This is a genomic window from Bdellovibrio sp. CKG001 (assembly GCF_055397465.1).
On the sequence record NZ_AP029173.1, the window covers coordinates 1,369,708 to 1,385,574 of the forward strand.

Below are 15,867 nucleotides of genomic sequence, written 5' to 3' on the forward strand. Positions count from 1 at the left end.
TTATCAAGTTTGGTTATTTTCAGTAAGTTTTCACTTGTTGCTTTGAGGTCTGCTTTCTGCAATCATTCCTATGAATGGACAGGGAGGTCTTATGACAGATAAAAATAAAATCGTTGTTGATCTATTGAATGAAATTATCGAGATGGAGATCTCCGGCGTGGTTCGTTATCTTCACTACGCTTTGATGGTGAAGGGGCCTAATCGTATTCCTATCGTTAAATGGTTCCACGACCAGGCCAATGAAGGTTATCAGCACGCGTCCATTATCGGTGAGAAAGTGACAGCCTTGGGTGGGCATCCCACTTTGCGCGTATCCCCAGTGCCAGAGACTAAAACTCACAAGGTTTTGGATATTCTTAAAGAAAGCCTTGAATTTGAAGAGGCAGCTTTGGAGAAATACAAAGCTGTTCTGAAGCATTGTCACGACGATGTTGCTCTGGAAGAATTGATCCGCTCAATGGTGCGCATGGAGACAGAGCATATCGAGGAAGTCGTTAAAATGCTCGACACCACTCACTAAAAGAGTCCTCAAGGAGCAAATAGCAAAAACCCACAGCCTGTCAGGACTGTGGGTTTTTTATTTTTCTCTGCATCAGAGGATGAGTTTTTCTTATTTGCACTCAAGATCGTGAATCAGTTCACTGGCGTAAGAATAGACCATGTCGTACTCGCCATCGAATTCTGATCGCGAAAACATCATGCCTGCGACCAATTCTGTGGCGTGACCACTTTCACGCAGTTCCGGCAGGCTGATGCCGTGCACCCGATAGGTTGTCAGGGTTTTGCCGGTAATTTTGTACTTCTTTTGCCCTGGGTTGCGGCCGCCAAATTCACCGCCATTGAGTTCTCTTTTATTGTCTAGTTTTGCCAGAACGTCGGCGCCGACTTGAATCAGCTTGAGTGTATGGGTGCTGGAGGCTGATTTGCACTCAGTCACCGCAACGAAAGATGCTTGAGCAGATGTGGCACCAAATAAGATCAGGGGAAGAATGAACTTAAGCACAAAAGGCCTCCTGTTAATTGAAGGCCTTTGTTTTATCAGACGGGGCTGGAGCCCCCAAATTTCTTTTACGTCATGTTGGGCTTTTAATAAAAAATTCCGGTTTTAGAATTCAGTGTCAAAAATTCCGACAATCAGAGCTTTGAAATAGTTTCTTTTCAGTTTCTCCTCAATAAGGCGGGAATCGCGTTTATACTGATTGTAGATGTCCGTCATTTCCCGGTTGTAGGCCGCTCCATAAATCATGGTGCCGTTTTCCATGTCGTGGAAGAAGCTGCGCTTATTCCAGTTCACAGATCCCAGGAACGAAAACACATCGTCGATCAAAACGATCTTAGAGTGTAAAATCACCTTGGGTTCGGTGTATTCGTAAAGGGCGATCTTTTCATATAGTTTGTTAACCGTGGGTTTGTTGGATTCACTTAAAATCCAGTCCACGGTGTCGCCCTTAAGATCCAAGCGTGTGATGACGGTCACCTCCACACCGCGGGCGGCCGCTCTCTCCAGGGCCTCAAAGATGGGTTTGGGCGGACGGAAATAGGGGGTGGAAATCATGATCTTTTTCTTTGCACTGTCGAGCATCTCAACATACAGGTCGATCAGGCGCTGTTCGTCTTTGTAGGGGACAGAGACATAGTGGCGAATCAGGGGCTCGCGGTTGTTAAAGTAGGATGGCGAGGCCTGTGAAGCCAGTGGCAGATTGATGTTGATACTGCGGAACTGCATGGTCTTGGCATCCCGGTCCCAGATGGTCAGGAAGTGGGCCGCCACTTTTTCGGTAAAATCTTGAGAGTGGATTTTAAACTCGAAATCCCGCCAGTGTACGAAACTTTCGTCTCCCTTGACGTAGTTGACCATGTCAGGGTTCGGATAATCGTAGGGGGTTTTGAAGATAAATCCGTCATGAATATTGCGGCCCCCAATGAAGGCCACGTTGTTCTGAGGCTGGGATTTTGACAGGGTCAAAAGCAGTTTGACGTGCATAGAGCGGTGCAGGCGATCAAAACGATCTCCCAACGAGCCTCCGGCCGGAATCTGATATTTCAGTTCCTGCAGCTGAATGTTGGGGTTGCGTGCGACCAGGGCGTGCAGCATTTTGACGTCCTTCTCCAAAGTGATCACACCCGCCACCAGAATTTTGATTTTCGTTCCACGCTGTGCATGAAACTCCAGCAGGCGCGCCATAAAGGTGCCATAGTAATCCGCACGGAACACAAGATAGGAAACATAGATACTGTCGAAATACGGAGCCTTTGAAAAATCCAAAGGCGCCAGCGGATCATGCAGACCCATGAAATTGGTCGGCAAAGGCTGACCCAGCAGAACCTCCGCCTTGGCCTTCAAAGAATCCTCCGCCTCTGGCAGATTGATGACAGCCGGCACGGCCTCGGGGCAGGTCATGGAATCAAATTTGTCGGTCAGGAAGAACTTCTGAATACCTGAAAGGTTGTCCGTGCGAGGCATAAGGCAACCCTCGACCAAGCTGTGCAGATCCAGATAAGGGTTTTTTGGTTCCACGAAGCGAGCGCCGTACAGAGCAGCAGCGCCTTTTTCCCCGGCCTTGAATTCGCATTCCTTCACCCATGGGCTCGGCACCAGGCGCAGGTTTTCGCCATTGTACTTGCTGTCATAAAGGCGGAAGGTCGCCGTCTGGCGAGCCCCATACTTTTTGTTCGAGAAAGTTCGTTTCACAGCAAATGGAGCATCACACGTGATGGAGGCCTCCAGGAAATCATTCTTTCTTTCCTCATAAGGATCATCATGGCTGAGTAAATAGTTTTTGATGCGAATTTCAAAATCAGAGCTGCGAACACGGTCAAAATTGAAGACGTGGTTGGGGCGGCCCTGAGTCAGCAAAAAATCATGGGGGTTCTTCAGTTCCACTTCCTGCCTTTGCTGGCGCCAGGGTGTCGTATCCTGCGCCAAAATGGATACCGGAGTGTCGGTGCGAACCGAGGACAGTAGGGCCTGAGCCTTTTTCAAATCGTCATCCTGCTTCTGCTGACTTTTCTGATACTGGGCCGTCAGGGTTTTGAACTCTTTTTCGTAAGGAGGTGTTGGGGGAGGAAACGCATCGTTCTTACGCGGAGAGTGTCCGTTGCCGCGTTTACGTTTGATGATTTCCAACTGCTCTTTGGTAATTTCAGACTGAAACTTTTCGCGATAAAGATTTTCAATAACAGGTTTAAGTTCCGATGGTACATTCACCGAACTGGGCTGTCTTTGCGGAGTGGTCTGGCAAGAAATCAAAGAAAGAGTCAGGCCCAAAAGTATCACGTTCACGGATTTGGTCATTGTCTTTTTCATTTAGAACCTATCGGAATTTGAAGGGTTTGTCTGAACACGGGCGGAAGGTCCATGGGCGGAGTTTAATCTTGTCTCAAATTGAGATGCCCAGCAAAGCCCTCATAGCGCTTGTCATCATTGCTGAATGATTCAGCGAAAGGCTGATTTTATTAGCGGTGTCCAGGGAGCCGTGATATGGCATTGCTCCTTATGCATCCTGATGATCTCAACTTTGATGGTGAACCTGTGGGTTCCTGTGCGTCGCGCTGTCTTTCGGTGATCGATGACTATAAAATACGCACGGAAATGTTTTCGGCCACAGCTAGTCTGCTGAAAAAAATCCGCAAGCTGGAAAAAGACCATGCTGATTTTTTGCGCTGGGATCAGTTGCTTTACGAGGACTGGTACAATCTGACCTTCCGCAAAGAGCGCTTGGCCGGCGAGCAGCTGGAGCGCCGGTACCGCACCCTCACGACCTTTCATCTTCATCTAAAACATGTCGCTGAAACCGCCAACGTCAGTTTGGCGCAGGCCTATGCACTGCTGAAGGAAGAAGAACACCAGTATCAGGCAGGGGACGAGGACTGGAAATTTGTCATCGAGAACCTGCGGCAACAGCGTTTGAAGTGGGCCAGTAAAGAGCCCGCTCCAGAAGGTGAAAACAGACTTGAACATTTTGTGACAGGAAGTCTTTTTCCTGCGGCTGAACTGGCGGGGAGTTCCGAGGGCGGGCTGGGATCTTTGAATCGCCATTCCCGTTCTTTGTATTACTATTTCAGTGAGGCCGGGGATGACGTCATGAGCCGGCACTTTGCCGATCCTGCCGTGGGATACGATCTTTTTAAAGAGGTGTTTCAAATTGCCATGAAGTGCGGGGATTGGAAATTGTTGGCGCGCCTTTGGCAAAACAGCAGCCAGTCCTACCAGCAGAAGCTTTTAAAGCCCATGCCTTCGCATTTGAAGGATTTTTTGCATCAAATGATTGGTCAGGTTTCACAGGAAGAGGCGCCCTCTTCAGAAATCGCAGAACAGGATCTGATCCTGCGCTCGACCTATCGAAAACTGGCGCGCCTGCTGCATCCGGATATGCAATCTGAATCTTCAGAGACCTTTCAGCAGTGGTCCTTGAAAATGTGGCAAAAGGTGCAAACGTGCTATAAGGCCCGGGACCATCAGGGGATCAGACGACTGGAACTGATTTGTATGGCCGAGCTGGGAAATCTCAGCAATCTGACGCTGGATGAGATCTATGAAAGTTCTTTGGTTTTTGCCGAAGAGCTGGAGACCTTGAAAAAGAATCTTCGCTCTTATCGTAAACATCCGGCCTGGAGATTTTCATCCCGCCGCGGTTACGCTGCTTTGACGATGAGAATCAGCCGGGAGCTGAAAAAGCGCTTCGGCCCCCTGGAGGCCGAAGTCAAAGCGATGGAAGATCTGCTTAAAGAGGTTTCTGCAGAGGCGACTGCAGAACCGGCCAAGTGCTTTTCAGGACAACCGGGCGGCCTTTAAAGACGAGCACACCGAAAGTTCCGTAGTGGGTCAGGCGTCCGGCCCATTCCACAGGATTGTTGTCAGCACTCCAGCGAACCCATACCACGGTCTGCTGGGGACGCTGTTTAAGACGAGCGACAAAAACCGAGCTGACCTCGTTCAGATTAAAGGTCTGCCCATCCACTGTCAGAGTTTTGTCTGTGATGTTGAACTTTTGATCCGCCAGCTCCTGCTTTATAAAGTTCACGAAGGTGGATTGATCCCCAATGAAAACCAGCGCACCTTTTTCCGGGATCGCGATGTCCTGAGTGAGGTCATGATAGACGTCTTTGCCGTCAGTTTTGGCAGACCAGACGTCGGCAAACCTGCGCGCATTTTTATCGCTGGAGTCAAAGTAGTAATGGATTTCACTGCTGCCTAAAACCGAGGACAGCGTTGCCGGGCGTTCTTCGCTGTAAAGATGGCGGAAGATTCTAAAGTCAGGGTCAATTGCGATTTTCACAGGGCGAGAGTGAGATGTGAAAGAGTACACCTGACTTTTTTCCGTCAAACGTGCGATCTGTCGGATTTCCGCACCAGATTCAAGCGTCCACACGACAGGGATATTCAGGTCATAAGGTCTTTCCTGGGTTTGGCTCAGCATATAAGTGGCCGTGACCGAGCCATCATACCACTTCATCAGTTTCACATCGCTGAGCTCCAGTTGGGGGGCGCCCACGCGATCCAGCCACTGACTGAAGAAGGGTTCCAGGTTTTGATTCGCGACCTTCTCGAAACTTCTTTGAATATCTTGGAAGGAAGTCTTCTTGAAAAGATTTTGTGTGTAGAAATCCTGCAGGGATTTGGTGAAGATCTCTTTTCCCAAGCGGAACTCGAGCATGTGGAAAAGCATCATCGACTTGCCATAGCCCACAGCCTGAGAGCTGGAGTTGTGACGACCCCGGAATTGGCGCAGTGGAAAATCTTTTTCTGGTTGGCTGGTGACAAAGTCAGCATAATTGATCAGGGTATTCAGACGATATCCTCGATCGTTGCCGGTCTTTTCCTGCTGCCAGTAATCTGACATATAAGTCGTCAGACCCTCGCACCAGTTGCCTTTTTCATAGTCCACATAAACACTGTTGCCCCACCAGTTGTGCAGAACTTCATGTGGCAGTGAAGAATTCAGAATAAATGGCAGGCGCAGCACCGTGGGCCCCAGCAGGGTGAAGCCCGGCATGCCGTATCCGGTTTCCCAGAAGTTCTCGACCACCGTGAAGGTTGAATAGGGATAAGGGCCGATCAGTTGGCTGTAATGCTGGATATAGTCCGGAACCAGAGTCAGGAAACTTTGTGCCAAAGTGGGATCGGCCTTGCGAAGAAGGACCTGAATCCGTTTTCCCGAGGCGGTGTCCAGCTGATAGCTTTTAAAGGGACCCGCCACCAGATAGATTTCCTCCTGGGGATAGATCTCGACAAAACGGGCAATACGGCTGCTTCCTTGAAAGGCCGTGCTGGTGATTTGTCCTTGAATCAAAGACGTCCAGTCGGCAGGTGTTTGAACGGTGATTTCAAAATTGATCTGTGTGTCCAGGAAAAAGGGATACCAGTAGGTGCTGCCAAACAGTGTGGCCCCTTCCGGAGAAATCAAACCGTTGCTGTTGTCGTTTACCACGGGATCAAAGATCACACCAAAATAACTGACCGAGACTTTGTTGTCGCTGCTGCCCAAAGTCAGTCCGTATTCAGCATAAGGCTCTTGCGAGGTTGCGGGATGCAACAGGGCAATGGAGTCATCCGCACTGGTGACAGTGATCTGCAGGTCCTTGTGCAAAAGGAAGCTCAACTTGCGCGGAGAATCCTTCGGGAAGGTCAAAGTGTCCTGCACTTTGATCATTTTCAAACCAGGGGAAAGTTCGACACTCATTTTGTGATGAAGAGTCTGACCATGGGATTGCATGGACACAAGAAGGACGAAAAGAAGACCAATGACGATCATCAGTTTGTTAAGAGCCTGAGCTCGAGTCATGATTTACCTCGGAAACGGGGTCTGTTTCTACGCCCGTCCACCGAGGAGGTCAAAGGGATTTCAGTTTGTCTGTCAGGGGCTGCTCAGGATCAAAGAGAAATTGAATTTTCTTCCATTTCTCGCAAGGGGGGGCCTCAATAGAGACTTTTTCACCACTCCAGGGGTGAGTGAACTCCAGCCGAAGAGCCTTCAAGCACAGGCCTTCCACCCCTAACTCCGTGCGGAAGAAGCGGTTGTGATGAGAATCCCCATGCACGGCATCCCCTAAAAGAGGGTGGGAGATGCGGTTAAAATGTCGACGGATCTGATGATAGCGGCCGGTGTGAGGGGTGACTTCCACCCAGGAGTAACGGGCTGTTGGAAATTTTTTCCCGACGGCAACGGGGAATTCCACCGTGGCCAGGCGCTTATAGCTGGAGTGGGCTTCGACAAGGTCACCAGTGGAATCCAGTTCCAAAGGGATTTGAATGTCGTCGGCCTCTTTGACATAGCCACGGACGACGGCCTGGTAGGTTTTATGGGTGGCTCGTTCCGAGAACAGCTTGCACAGTTGTCCAGCCGCCGGGGAGGAGAGTGCAAAAAGCAACACACCACTGGTCCCCGCATCCAGGCGGTGCACCGGGTAAACGTGTTGCTTCATCATCCGACGGGCATGGTACAGACAGATTTTATCGCGGGAAACACGATGCTCTGGGTTTTCGTGAGGGTGCACATGAAAGCCACTGGGTTTGTTGACGGCGATAAAATATTCGTCCTTGTACAGTAGCTCCACGAAAACTCTTTCTTAGGGCTGTCCCGCCCAGATGTAATACACGCTGCCACCTTTAAGCTGGCTGACAACCGTATTAATATATTTTTGCTCAACAGCCGGGCAGCCCTGACTGCGCCCCAGTGGTTTGTACTGAGGGTCGACGTACCAGGCGCCATGCACCACGATGGCGCGATTCATGGCCTGGTCGTTGGTTTTCTCCAGGCCGATCAGGCGCATCGAGCGCCCATGTTTACCACTGTATTCCGCACCGGTCACGTACATCCCGAGAGAGGACATGTTGGACCCCTCCACATTGGAAAACTTTTTCGCAAAACCGGTGTGGGAAGGATCTGAGCCCTTGCCATGGGCCGTCAGATAACGTGTCACCAGACCGGTTTTCATATCCACCACATACATACGTTTGCTGTTGGAGCTTTGGGTGAAGTCAATCACGGTCAGGTAGTTCTTGTTGGTGATCTTGGAAAGATAGACATCGTAATAGCGCAGAGCCTTTTCCAAAGGAACAGTGGGAATTTCTTTTTTCGGGTCCACATAGTCGTATTTGCTAAGATCCACATCAGCGGGGTGAGGTTCGGCGAAGGCGGGGGCGATAAAGAACAGGCTGGCGATCAAGGTTAGGATGCAAAGGCGCATGGGTGTCTCCTTGGAAGTGTATCCTTCTGCATCGGAGCTTCGACTTTCTGACTTTACTATCTGAGACCCGCAACTGGACCTTGGCACCAGAACTTTTTGCATCAGGCGATCCTCTGTGCGGATTTACAGAAGGTTTTTGTCGGGTAAGGAATAGGGTTTTTCGTCCAGTTTGATCTGCTGTTGATTTGCACTCGGCGCGAGGGACTCTGGAGTTCCGCGGAGGTCTCAGAGAGGATAGAAGCCAGTGAAGGAGATCCCACCATGAAGAGCCATAAAGTTCTTTTTGTTCTGACCAGTACGGAACAACTCGGAGACACCGGTCATCGCACGGGCGCCTACCTTTCTGAAATCACGCATCCTTATGATGAGTTTGTCAGAGCGGGCTACGAGGTGGACACCATCAGTCCCCGTGGTGGCAAGGTGCCTCTGGACGGCGTGAAAATGGATGATCCTTTGAATGCCACGTGGATGAATGACGAAGAGTTCTTAAGCAAAATTGAAAACACTCTGCAGCCCTGGCAGGTCAACGCCAAAGACTACCGTGCGATCTATTTCGCCGGAGGACACGGTACCATGTTTGATTTTCCGGAGAACCTGCAGTTGCAAAAGCTGACACAGGAAATATACGAAAATAACGGCGTCGTAGGTGCCGTCTGCCACGGTTCTGCTGCCCTGGTGAACGTGCGCCTTTCTGATGGGGGCTATCTGGTGAAGGGGCATGAGGTTTCCAGCTTCACCAACGACGAGGAAGAAACCGTGGGAATGGAAAAAGCCGTTCCCTTCCTGCTGCAAACGCGCCTTCAGGAAAGGGGAGCCCATCACACCTCGTCGCCAAAGTTCGCAGGCCACGTGGTGAAAAGCGGGCGTTTGGTGACCGGCCAGAACCCGGCTTCCGCAGCCGGTGTGGGAAAGGCCATGGTGGAGGTCCTGGAAGTAATTGAAGAGGGCCGGATTGTTCCTGAGCAGAACTGGTGTGAGTGGCATGAACCGCAACGGGAAGAGCGAGGTTCGCTGTGAGCCTTCCAAATCATATTATCGGCAAAAGCCCGCGGTTCCTGGAAGTGTTGGAAATGGCCCGGCGTGTGGCCGCCAGTTCGGCCAATGTGCTGATCACCGGTGAAAGTGGAACGGGGAAAGAAGTCATCGCACGTTTGATTCATGATCTGAGCGTGCGGCACAAAAAAACATTTGTGCCGATAAACTGCTCGGCGATTCCGGAACCGCTATTGGAGTCCGAGCTGTTCGGTTATGCCCGGGGAGCCTTCACCGGGGCGCACTGTTCGCGGCAGGGACTGTTTGAGGAAGCTGACGGAGGAACTTTATTCCTGGATGAAATCGGAGATCTGGATTTGCACTTGCAGGCAAAACTTTTGCGGGTGTTGCAGGAAAAGAAAGTCAAACGGGTCGGTGAAAATCATTACCGCCCGCTGAATCTGCGTATCGTGTCAGCAACCCACAATGACCTTGAAGAAAATGTGGAGGAGCGCCGCTTTCGCGAGGACCTGTACTTCCGTTTGAAGGTGGTCTCTATCAGAATGCCGCCGCTGCGCGAGCGGCCCGAGGATATTCTGCCCCTGGCGCGCCATTTTCTGGACAAGTTTTTACAGCGCTATCAGATGCCGGCCAAAAACTGGGGAAGGGACGTGGAGGATTTTCTTGTTTCGCGACCCTGGAGCGGAAATGTGCGCGAGCTGGAAAATAGCATTGAACGTGCCGTTGTGCTCAGTCCGGGGCCGGAGATTCCTCTTAAAATCTTTCTGGAGGACATTCCGGACAAAGATGAAAGCCTGGAGTCCATTTTTGAAAGACTCTTTCAGGCTCAGGGACGCTTTCTTTCGTTGGAAGAACTGAATCAGGCTTATATTTCGTTTGTATTGAAAACCAATCGGGGAGCCCGTGAAAAGAGCTCCCGTGACTTGGGAATTGATCGTAAGACCTTGTATCGCAAACTTCACAGCTCGCTTCAATGATAACTCGTGGGTGTTTCGCTGGCGACCTCCGGATCTGGACGCGAGGCATAGGGACGCGTTGGTTCTTGGGCTGGAGGCGGTGGGGTTGAGCGATGTTCTCGCTTGAACTCGCGCTCCTTGACAAAGTCCATGACCAGCGCGGCTAAGGCCTGCTCCAGTGAGCCCACGGGATGTTCTTGCTGACGGCGCTGTTCCTCGTCACGGACTTCCTGGCGATTCCGGGCGGCCTGCAATCCTGGCCAAGCCATGAAGTACACATAGCTCAGTCCCGCAAGGGCCAGCAGAACCAGCAGTCCGCTGCTAATTAATGTGGAATTCCAGACGATGATTCCAGCACGGTCATACTGTTTTGTTGATTCCAGCAGAAAAATAAAGAAGCCGCCGCATATAAATGCAATGGCACACAGACCTGCCATGGTCAAAAACACGGCGGCACGGCTGCGGATGGTGATAGCGTCATAGATTTCCAGTGCGGTTTCCTTCAGGTTTCTTCGGGGTTTGTCATGCTTGGACCCCAGGCCAAGGAAAAACGGAAGAAACAAGCTAAGCCATTTCATAGCATTCTCCTGGTGTACGGTTCTTAGGTGCGGTTGCAAAGACCAGGGATGCACTGTCTTTGCAACCGATTTGTCATTGTTCAAGATTTGGTACGCTAGTGCTTACGATTGATCAGCGCTCCCGCCACAAAGCCTACAGCGGCAGCCCCCAGAATGGTGTAAAAAGGGTGGGCCTTCACAAATTCTTCAGAGGCATCAACACCCTCTTTGACCCTGGATTCGACGGCATGATAGCGGTCGCTCCAGGCGCTTTTCTCAAGGCTGTGTGCGACGTTTTCTTTGATGTCACCCATTTTCTTTCTGATTTCACCTGTTGTGGTTTCCATGTGTACTCTCCTTTGTTATGGATAAGTCGGTTTGGTATCCATAGACACTTTCGAAGCATTATTGGTGCCAGGTTTTTCCGCACGCAGAAGCTCTCTCACAGACTTTCAGAGGCAATTGGCCCCTTGATGACAGGAAACTTGCCCCAATACAGGTCTTCCGCTAGCATGACGGCATGAAAAAGATCTTTGTCCTGATTTCCCTTTTTTCTGCAACAACCTGGGCCCAGCCTTGTCTGGAAAATCGAGCCGCCTTAGACCTTGGCTCTGGAACGACCAAAGCCTATGTGGCCGAGGTGGATACATGTCAGAAGAAAATTGTGAAGGTTATTTTTGAAGACCGATTGCCCCTGGCGTTCAACGAAGCGTTGGAAAAATCTGCGGATGGAACATTGCCTGAAAAAGTGGTTGGCGAAGCAACTCCTCGTATTCAGGCTTTGTTGGGAAAAGTGAAGACTTACAATGTAAAGCGCATCACGGCGGTGGCGACTTCCGTTTTTCGTGTTGCCAAAAATGGCAGAGCTATGGCCAGGAACCTGTCCCGGGATCTGCAGATTCCGGTGGAGGTCATTTCTCAAGAGCAAGAGGCGGAACTGGGTTACTGGTCAGCTTTGGCGCAGAAAAATATTTCAGACACTCGTGACTTGATTGTCTGGGATATTGGTGGCGGATCGATGCAGATGTATTCCAGGGACAAGGGCCGGGTGCATATCTACGAGGGAGATCTGGCGTCGGTGACGTTCAAGAATAAAATTTTGCAGATCCTGCAGTTTAAGGATCCCAAAAGTCATTCATCACCCAATCCGATCGGGCTGCAGCGGGAGGCTGCTTTGCAGTTGGCGAAGAATCATGCTTATCTGAATGTGCCTGCCTACTTCAAAAAGAAGGCCCCACAGGCTCGCTGGGTCGGGGTGGGAGGTGTGATTTCCATGTCGGTGCAACGTCAGGTGAACAAAGAGGCTTCTCAGTTCACACAAGACGAATTAAATGAGGCACTGAAAAAGCGTGTCTGGCTGAAGGACAGTGAGATTCACAGCGACTATCGAATTTCTGACATTTCAAACATGGCTTTGGTGCTGGGCTATATGCAGGCCTTAAAAATCGAGAAGGTCGAAACAGCCCAGGCCTCATTGGGCCAAGGGCTGATCTTTAAGAATTTAAGATAGCCGCCGCCGGGGAGGTGCTGGGCATGTCAGCCTTCCCGAGGACAACCACCTCACCACCGTGGCGAATCACCTCGCAGGCAATATCATCAAGGACATCATCATCCTTTGCGTTGGTTTGTTTTTCATGAAAGGTGATATGACCGCTGCGACGATTCAGTTCGCCCCAGACTTCACTGTTATTTTGTAAAAACAGGGTGCGCACTTTGCCATTCATGGCGGCGCGACTGATTTTCACCAGATCGTCGATGACTTTTTTCTGGCGGTTCAAACCCTCCAGCTCATGAGCTGAAACATTCTTTTGCTGCGAGCTTTCCTTTTGCAGATAAATCTGAGCCTGGTGGATAAGCCCTTCCGTTCGATAGCTGTTACGTGAAGGCTCTCGTTTGAACAAAACGGGGTTGGGGTGATGAGTGATTTCTTTGTAGGCATGAAACATGTTTTCGCTGGTGAAAACCAGCAGGGGAATCTCCTTAAAACCATGCTCTTTGCCGATCTTGGCTTCAATCCAGCGCAGGAAAATTTTTAAACCGCGTTTCTTACATTGTGTGTCCTCAGTCCCGCGGCCCCGCAGATGACTTTTCAAATGGGGGATCTGTGAGGTCTCGCTTTCATCCAAATGTTTCCAGTGGATGCTATTGCTGTGCTGTCCTTGGTGGAACAAGAAGGTGTGAAGTTCAGTTCCGGTTCCGCCGTGGCAGTGAAGCAAAATGGCTTCACTGGGTGACAGAGTCAGAATGTGGCAGCTGCTTTCTCCCTGCAAATCCTGCAGCAAAGGGCGAAGATGAAAGGTTTCCGCCACGACGACTTTGGATGGCATGGTGTGGCCCGCCAGGTAAAAACCGGACCAGTGCTTGTTAACAAAAATAGCCATCCCAAAGTCAGAACGCTGTAAATGTTCTGCGGGATTAAAATTATACAGAGGTCCCAGAACCCGTTCCTTATCACCATTGCGACGATCCAAAGAAAGCAGGTGAGCGGCCCGGCGGACCAGAGTTTCATACTCCAGCTGCAACGTTTTTTCCGGCATGCCGGGAATATAAATGGAAATGCAAGGGCCCTCGGTGACCGAGGTGAGTTTCAGTAAGTCATCTTGAGTGAGTTTATCGAGCATGAGATTCTCCGGGAAAAGAAGTCCATCCTTATCTTCGGCTCTTTTAGATGGTAGTTCAAAGTGTCTTGTGACAGTCCTGTGTAAGGGGTCATGTTGTTGAGAGGATGAATTGTTCGATATAGTAAAAGAAGAACCCTTCGCAGAGAGGATAATCATGAAAACTTGGATTGTTGTGGTCAACCGATGTGAGGCGAAGATATTTGTCAGTGATCGCCGCGGCAATAAAGGTGGGGATGTACAGTTTGTCGAAAAGCTGGAAAATCCTCGGGGACGACTGAAAGCGATTGATATAGATGCGGATCGTCCCGGTTTTATGCCGAGCTCTAATATTTATGGTGGACGACTTGCAAAAAAACAGTCTCCGCCGGAGCGAATTTCAGAGATGTTTGCGAAGAAGGTGGCTGCGCGTTTGGAAGAGGCGCGTTTGAAAAATGCCTTTCAGGATCTGGTGCTGATTGCTCCGCCAGCGTTTTTGGGAAAAGTGCGACAGAATTTCTCCCGGAGTTTGCGTGAATGTATTCTGAGGGAGATCCCCAAGGACATCACTCAGACAGCGACCGGGTTTGATTTGAAAGAAAGAATCTGGCCGGAAGAGCAGGCTCGTATTGAAATCTGAATCTAAAGATCTGAGCAGGAATGCACCTAAAGCGGTGCATTCCACAGTTGATAGTAAAGCTTTCTTCCCTGCAGAAGTTGCTGATGGGTGCCGCTTTCAACAACTTGTCCTTGAGCCACAACATAGATATTGTCAGCCTGGGTCACTGTTGAAAGGCGGTGGGCGATGACAATCGTGGTGCGCCCCTTGGTGGCTTCGGCTAATGAGGCCTGAATCACAGCTTCTGTTTCGTTGTCCACGGCCGAAGTCGCTTCATCCAGAATCAGAATCGGTGGGTTTTTTAGAATGACGCGCGCGATGGAAAGACGCTGGCGTTGGCCGCCGGACAGCTTCTGTCCTCGTTCGCCAATCAGCGTGTCCAGCCCCTGGGGAAGTTTTTCGATAAATTCCATCGCATGGGCCTTGCGGGCGGCCTCAATGACCTGATCACGCGTGGCCTGAGGATTTCCATATGCGATATTCTCGAAAATGGATCCTTGGAACAAGAACACATCCTGGCTGACCAGGCCGATGTGGCGGCGCAGATCCTGAGGATCGCAATCCTGAACGTCTTGACCTCCACAAAGAATACGACCGGCTGAGGCTTGATAGAATCCCAGCAAGAGTTTTGTGATCGTACTTTTTCCAGAGCCGGTTGGTCCCACGATGGCCACGGTTTGACCAGCGGGAACGGTGATATTCACGTCCTTCAGAATCGGCAGGCCGTTGCTGTAGGCAAAAGACAAGTCTTTGAATTCGATGCCTTGGGAATGATCAAAGTGTCTTCGTTCTTTCGCCAGTTCCAAGTGGACCGGAGTTTTTAGCAAATCCAGAACACGGTCGGCCGATGCCATGGCACGCTCAAACAGATCGACGGTGTCTGCCAATCCTGTCAGCGGCCATAGCAGACGTTGTGTCAGGAAAACCAAAACTCCATAGAATCCGACATTCAGCTCGCCCTTTAAGGCCATCTGTCCACCCATGATAAAGGTGGCAATAAAGCCCATCAGAACCGCCATGCGAATCAGGGGATTGAAGGCGGAGGAAACTTTGATGGCCTCTTTGTTGGCTTGCAGATAGCTGGAGCTGTCTTGTGCGACCTTGCGGGCCTCAATCAGTTCTGAAGTGAAGCTGCGGATCGTGGCCATGCCGGCGATATTGTTTGCCAAGCGCGAGCCGATGTTCCCGGCCTTTTCACGCACGTCCAGATACAAGGGTGCGGCTCGTTTTTGAAAATAAAAAGCTCCCCACAGAATGATCGGGATCGGAAGAATGGCAAAGACTGCGATGTTCGGAGCCATGGCAAAGAACACCGCGCCAATCAAAAGGACGGACGTAAAGACCTGGATCAGACTGTTCATGCCCACGTTCAGGAAGCGTTCCAACTGGTTGATGTCATCGTTTAAGATGGAAACCAGTCCGCCCGTGCTGCGGTCTTCAAAGAACGACATATCCAGCTTTTGCAAGTGCTCATAGGCCTCGGTGCGGAATTCATGTTGTAAGGATTGAGCCAGTCCACGCCATTTCAGAAGCAGCAAGTACTCAAACAGCGACTCAAACATCCAGATCAGAAGTGTCAGCACAGATAGCAGCAACAGTTGATGCCACGGGGACTCAACACCGAAGCGGGCCAGAAAGGATTTCTCCTGATTGGCCACGACATCGATGGCGATACCAATTAAAATTTCCGGCGCGATATCGAAGGCCTTGTTCAAAAATGAAAACAAGGTACCCAGATAAAAATCGCGACGGTGCTTTTGGGTGTATGAAAAAAGACGAGAGAACGATTGAAACGAGCTTTTAGAGTGCGCCATAGATCGTGGGGTGTACACCTGAAGGCCCAGAGCGTCCATGAATATATGTCCACGGCGGCGGGATGAAAGTTTGCTGAAAAAACGAGCAAAACTGTGTCGAGAGGGGACTTTTTCCCCCTTTCTTAATTTTTTTTAAAGAAA

General features: G+C 50.4%; 15 protein-coding genes. 6 read left to right on the plus strand and 9 right to left on the minus strand.

Features of this window, described 5'->3' with window-relative positions:
* Nucleotides 1–91: 91 nt before the first annotated feature.
* Nucleotides 92–520 (plus strand): ferritin-like domain-containing protein, encoded by a 429-nt coding sequence (locus ACZ50P_RS06715; protein ID WP_464117310.1) that lies wholly within the window; start codon nt 92–94, stop codon nt 518–520.
* A 90-nt stretch (nt 521–610) separates the two neighbouring features.
* On the opposite strand, the gene ACZ50P_RS06720 is transcribed toward ACZ50P_RS06715, so the two are convergent.
* Together ACZ50P_RS06720 and ACZ50P_RS06725 are read right to left on the minus strand one after the other, a co-directional pair.
* A complete protein-coding gene (locus ACZ50P_RS06720) occupies nt 611–1,003 on the minus strand; it encodes a hypothetical protein (RefSeq protein WP_464134498.1) in 393 nt (130 codons plus the stop codon).
* Between the two features lie 102 nt (nt 1,004–1,105).
* Nucleotides 1,106–3,307, minus strand: a complete 2,202-nt coding sequence (locus ACZ50P_RS06725) for a phospholipase D-like domain-containing protein (RefSeq protein ID WP_464117306.1) — start codon at nt 3,305–3,307, stop codon at nt 1,106–1,108.
* Nucleotides 3,308–3,481: 174 nt separating this feature from the next.
* Here ACZ50P_RS06725 and ACZ50P_RS06730 point away from each other — a divergent pair, with 174 nt between their 5' ends.
* Entirely contained in the window at nt 3,482–4,795 is a 1,314-nt protein-coding gene (locus tag ACZ50P_RS06730; RefSeq protein ID WP_464134501.1) for a hypothetical protein, read from the plus strand.
* Here ACZ50P_RS06730 and ACZ50P_RS06735 read toward each other — a convergent pair.
* Genes ACZ50P_RS06735 through ACZ50P_RS06745 form a run of 3 tightly spaced genes read right to left on the minus strand, consistent with a single transcriptional unit; the run spans nt 4,725 to nt 8,190 of the window.
* Complete coding sequence (locus ACZ50P_RS06735) at nt 4,725–6,785, minus strand: M1 family metallopeptidase (RefSeq protein ID WP_464134502.1); 2,061 nt, start codon at nt 6,783–6,785, stop codon at nt 4,725–4,727. The two genes, ACZ50P_RS06730 and ACZ50P_RS06735, sit on opposite strands and share 71 nt — an antisense overlap.
* Before the next feature lie 49 nt (nt 6,786–6,834).
* Complete coding sequence (locus tag ACZ50P_RS06740) at nt 6,835–7,557, minus strand: pseudouridine synthase (protein WP_464134505.1); 723 nt, start codon at nt 7,555–7,557, stop codon at nt 6,835–6,837.
* A gap of 12 nt (nt 7,558–7,569) precedes the next feature.
* Entirely contained in the window at nt 7,570–8,190 is a 621-nt protein-coding gene (locus ACZ50P_RS06745) for a murein L,D-transpeptidase catalytic domain family protein (protein ID WP_464134506.1), read from the minus strand.
* Between the two features lie 261 nt (nt 8,191–8,451).
* Here ACZ50P_RS06745 and ACZ50P_RS06750 point away from each other — a divergent pair, with 261 nt between their 5' ends.
* Nucleotides 8,452–9,207: a type 1 glutamine amidotransferase domain-containing protein gene (locus tag ACZ50P_RS06750; protein WP_464134509.1), complete on the plus strand. Its 756-nt coding sequence runs from the start codon at nt 8,452–8,454 to the stop codon at nt 9,205–9,207.
* Nucleotides 9,204–10,160: a sigma-54 interaction domain-containing protein gene (locus ACZ50P_RS06755; protein ID WP_464134512.1), complete on the plus strand. Its 957-nt coding sequence runs from the start codon at nt 9,204–9,206 to the stop codon at nt 10,158–10,160. Before ACZ50P_RS06750 ends, ACZ50P_RS06755 begins: the two co-directional genes overlap by 4 nt.
* On the opposite strand, the gene ACZ50P_RS06760 is transcribed toward ACZ50P_RS06755, so the two are convergent.
* Together ACZ50P_RS06760 and ACZ50P_RS06765 are read right to left on the minus strand one after the other, a co-directional pair.
* Nucleotides 10,154–10,717 (minus strand): hypothetical protein, encoded by a 564-nt coding sequence (locus ACZ50P_RS06760; RefSeq protein WP_464134514.1) that lies wholly within the window; start codon nt 10,715–10,717, stop codon nt 10,154–10,156. The two genes, ACZ50P_RS06755 and ACZ50P_RS06760, sit on opposite strands and share 7 nt — an antisense overlap.
* Before the next feature lie 95 nt (nt 10,718–10,812).
* Nucleotides 10,813–11,043, minus strand: a complete 231-nt coding sequence (locus ACZ50P_RS06765; protein WP_464117291.1) for a glycine zipper domain-containing protein — start codon at nt 11,041–11,043, stop codon at nt 10,813–10,815.
* 173 nt (nt 11,044–11,216) lie between these two features.
* Between ACZ50P_RS06765 and ACZ50P_RS06770 the strand changes: the two genes are divergently transcribed.
* The gene (locus tag ACZ50P_RS06770; protein WP_464134516.1) at nt 11,217–12,206 is read left to right on the plus strand and encodes a Ppx/GppA phosphatase family protein; all 990 of its coding nucleotides are present in this window, start codon (nt 11,217–11,219) and stop codon (nt 12,204–12,206) included.
* Here ACZ50P_RS06770 and ACZ50P_RS06775 read toward each other — a convergent pair.
* The gene (locus tag ACZ50P_RS06775; protein ID WP_464134518.1) at nt 12,190–13,317 is read right to left on the minus strand and encodes a baeRF3 domain-containing protein; all 1,128 of its coding nucleotides are present in this window, start codon (nt 13,315–13,317) and stop codon (nt 12,190–12,192) included. The genes ACZ50P_RS06770 and ACZ50P_RS06775 overlap by 17 nt on opposite strands.
* A 154-nt stretch (nt 13,318–13,471) precedes the next feature.
* On the opposite strand from ACZ50P_RS06775, the gene ACZ50P_RS06780 reads away from it, so the two are divergent.
* Complete coding sequence (locus ACZ50P_RS06780) at nt 13,472–13,933, plus strand: host attachment protein (protein ID WP_464134521.1); 462 nt, start codon at nt 13,472–13,474, stop codon at nt 13,931–13,933.
* Between the two features lie 26 nt (nt 13,934–13,959).
* On the opposite strand, the gene ACZ50P_RS06785 is transcribed toward ACZ50P_RS06780, so the two are convergent.
* A complete protein-coding gene (locus ACZ50P_RS06785; protein WP_464134524.1) occupies nt 13,960–15,726 on the minus strand; it encodes an ABC transporter ATP-binding protein in 1,767 nt (588 codons plus the stop codon).
* Nucleotides 15,727–15,867 lie beyond the last annotated feature (141 nt).

Excerpts from the sequence above, each read along its gene's own strand:
- ACZ50P_RS06715 (WP_464117310.1), top strand. The coding sequence starts at position 92 with ATGACAGATAAAAATAAAATCGTTGTTGATCTATTGAATGAAATTATC.
- ACZ50P_RS06725 (WP_464117306.1), bottom strand. The coding sequence starts at position 3,307 with ATGAAAAAGACAATGACCAAATCCGTGAACGTGATACTTTTGGGCCTG.
- ACZ50P_RS06730 (WP_464134501.1), top strand. The coding sequence starts at position 3,482 with ATGGCATTGCTCCTTATGCATCCTGATGATCTCAACTTTGATGGTGAA.
- ACZ50P_RS06735 (WP_464134502.1), bottom strand. The coding sequence starts at position 6,785 with ATGACTCGAGCTCAGGCTCTTAACAAACTGATGATCGTCATTGGTCTT.
- ACZ50P_RS06745 (WP_464134506.1), bottom strand. The coding sequence starts at position 8,190 with ATGCGCCTTTGCATCCTAACCTTGATCGCCAGCCTGTTCTTTATCGCC.
- ACZ50P_RS06750 (WP_464134509.1), top strand. The coding sequence starts at position 8,452 with ATGAAGAGCCATAAAGTTCTTTTTGTTCTGACCAGTACGGAACAACTC.
- ACZ50P_RS06760 (WP_464134514.1), bottom strand. The coding sequence starts at position 10,717 with ATGAAATGGCTTAGCTTGTTTCTTCCGTTTTTCCTTGGCCTGGGGTCC.
- ACZ50P_RS06765 (WP_464117291.1), bottom strand. The coding sequence starts at position 11,043 with ATGGAAACCACAACAGGTGAAATCAGAAAGAAAATGGGTGACATCAAA.
- ACZ50P_RS06770 (WP_464134516.1), top strand. The coding sequence starts at position 11,217 with ATGAAAAAGATCTTTGTCCTGATTTCCCTTTTTTCTGCAACAACCTGG.
- ACZ50P_RS06775 (WP_464134518.1), bottom strand. The coding sequence starts at position 13,317 with ATGCTCGATAAACTCACTCAAGATGACTTACTGAAACTCACCTCGGTC.
- ACZ50P_RS06780 (WP_464134521.1), top strand. The coding sequence starts at position 13,472 with ATGAAAACTTGGATTGTTGTGGTCAACCGATGTGAGGCGAAGATATTT.
- ACZ50P_RS06785 (WP_464134524.1), bottom strand. The coding sequence starts at position 15,726 with ATGGCGCACTCTAAAAGCTCGTTTCAATCGTTCTCTCGTCTTTTTTCA.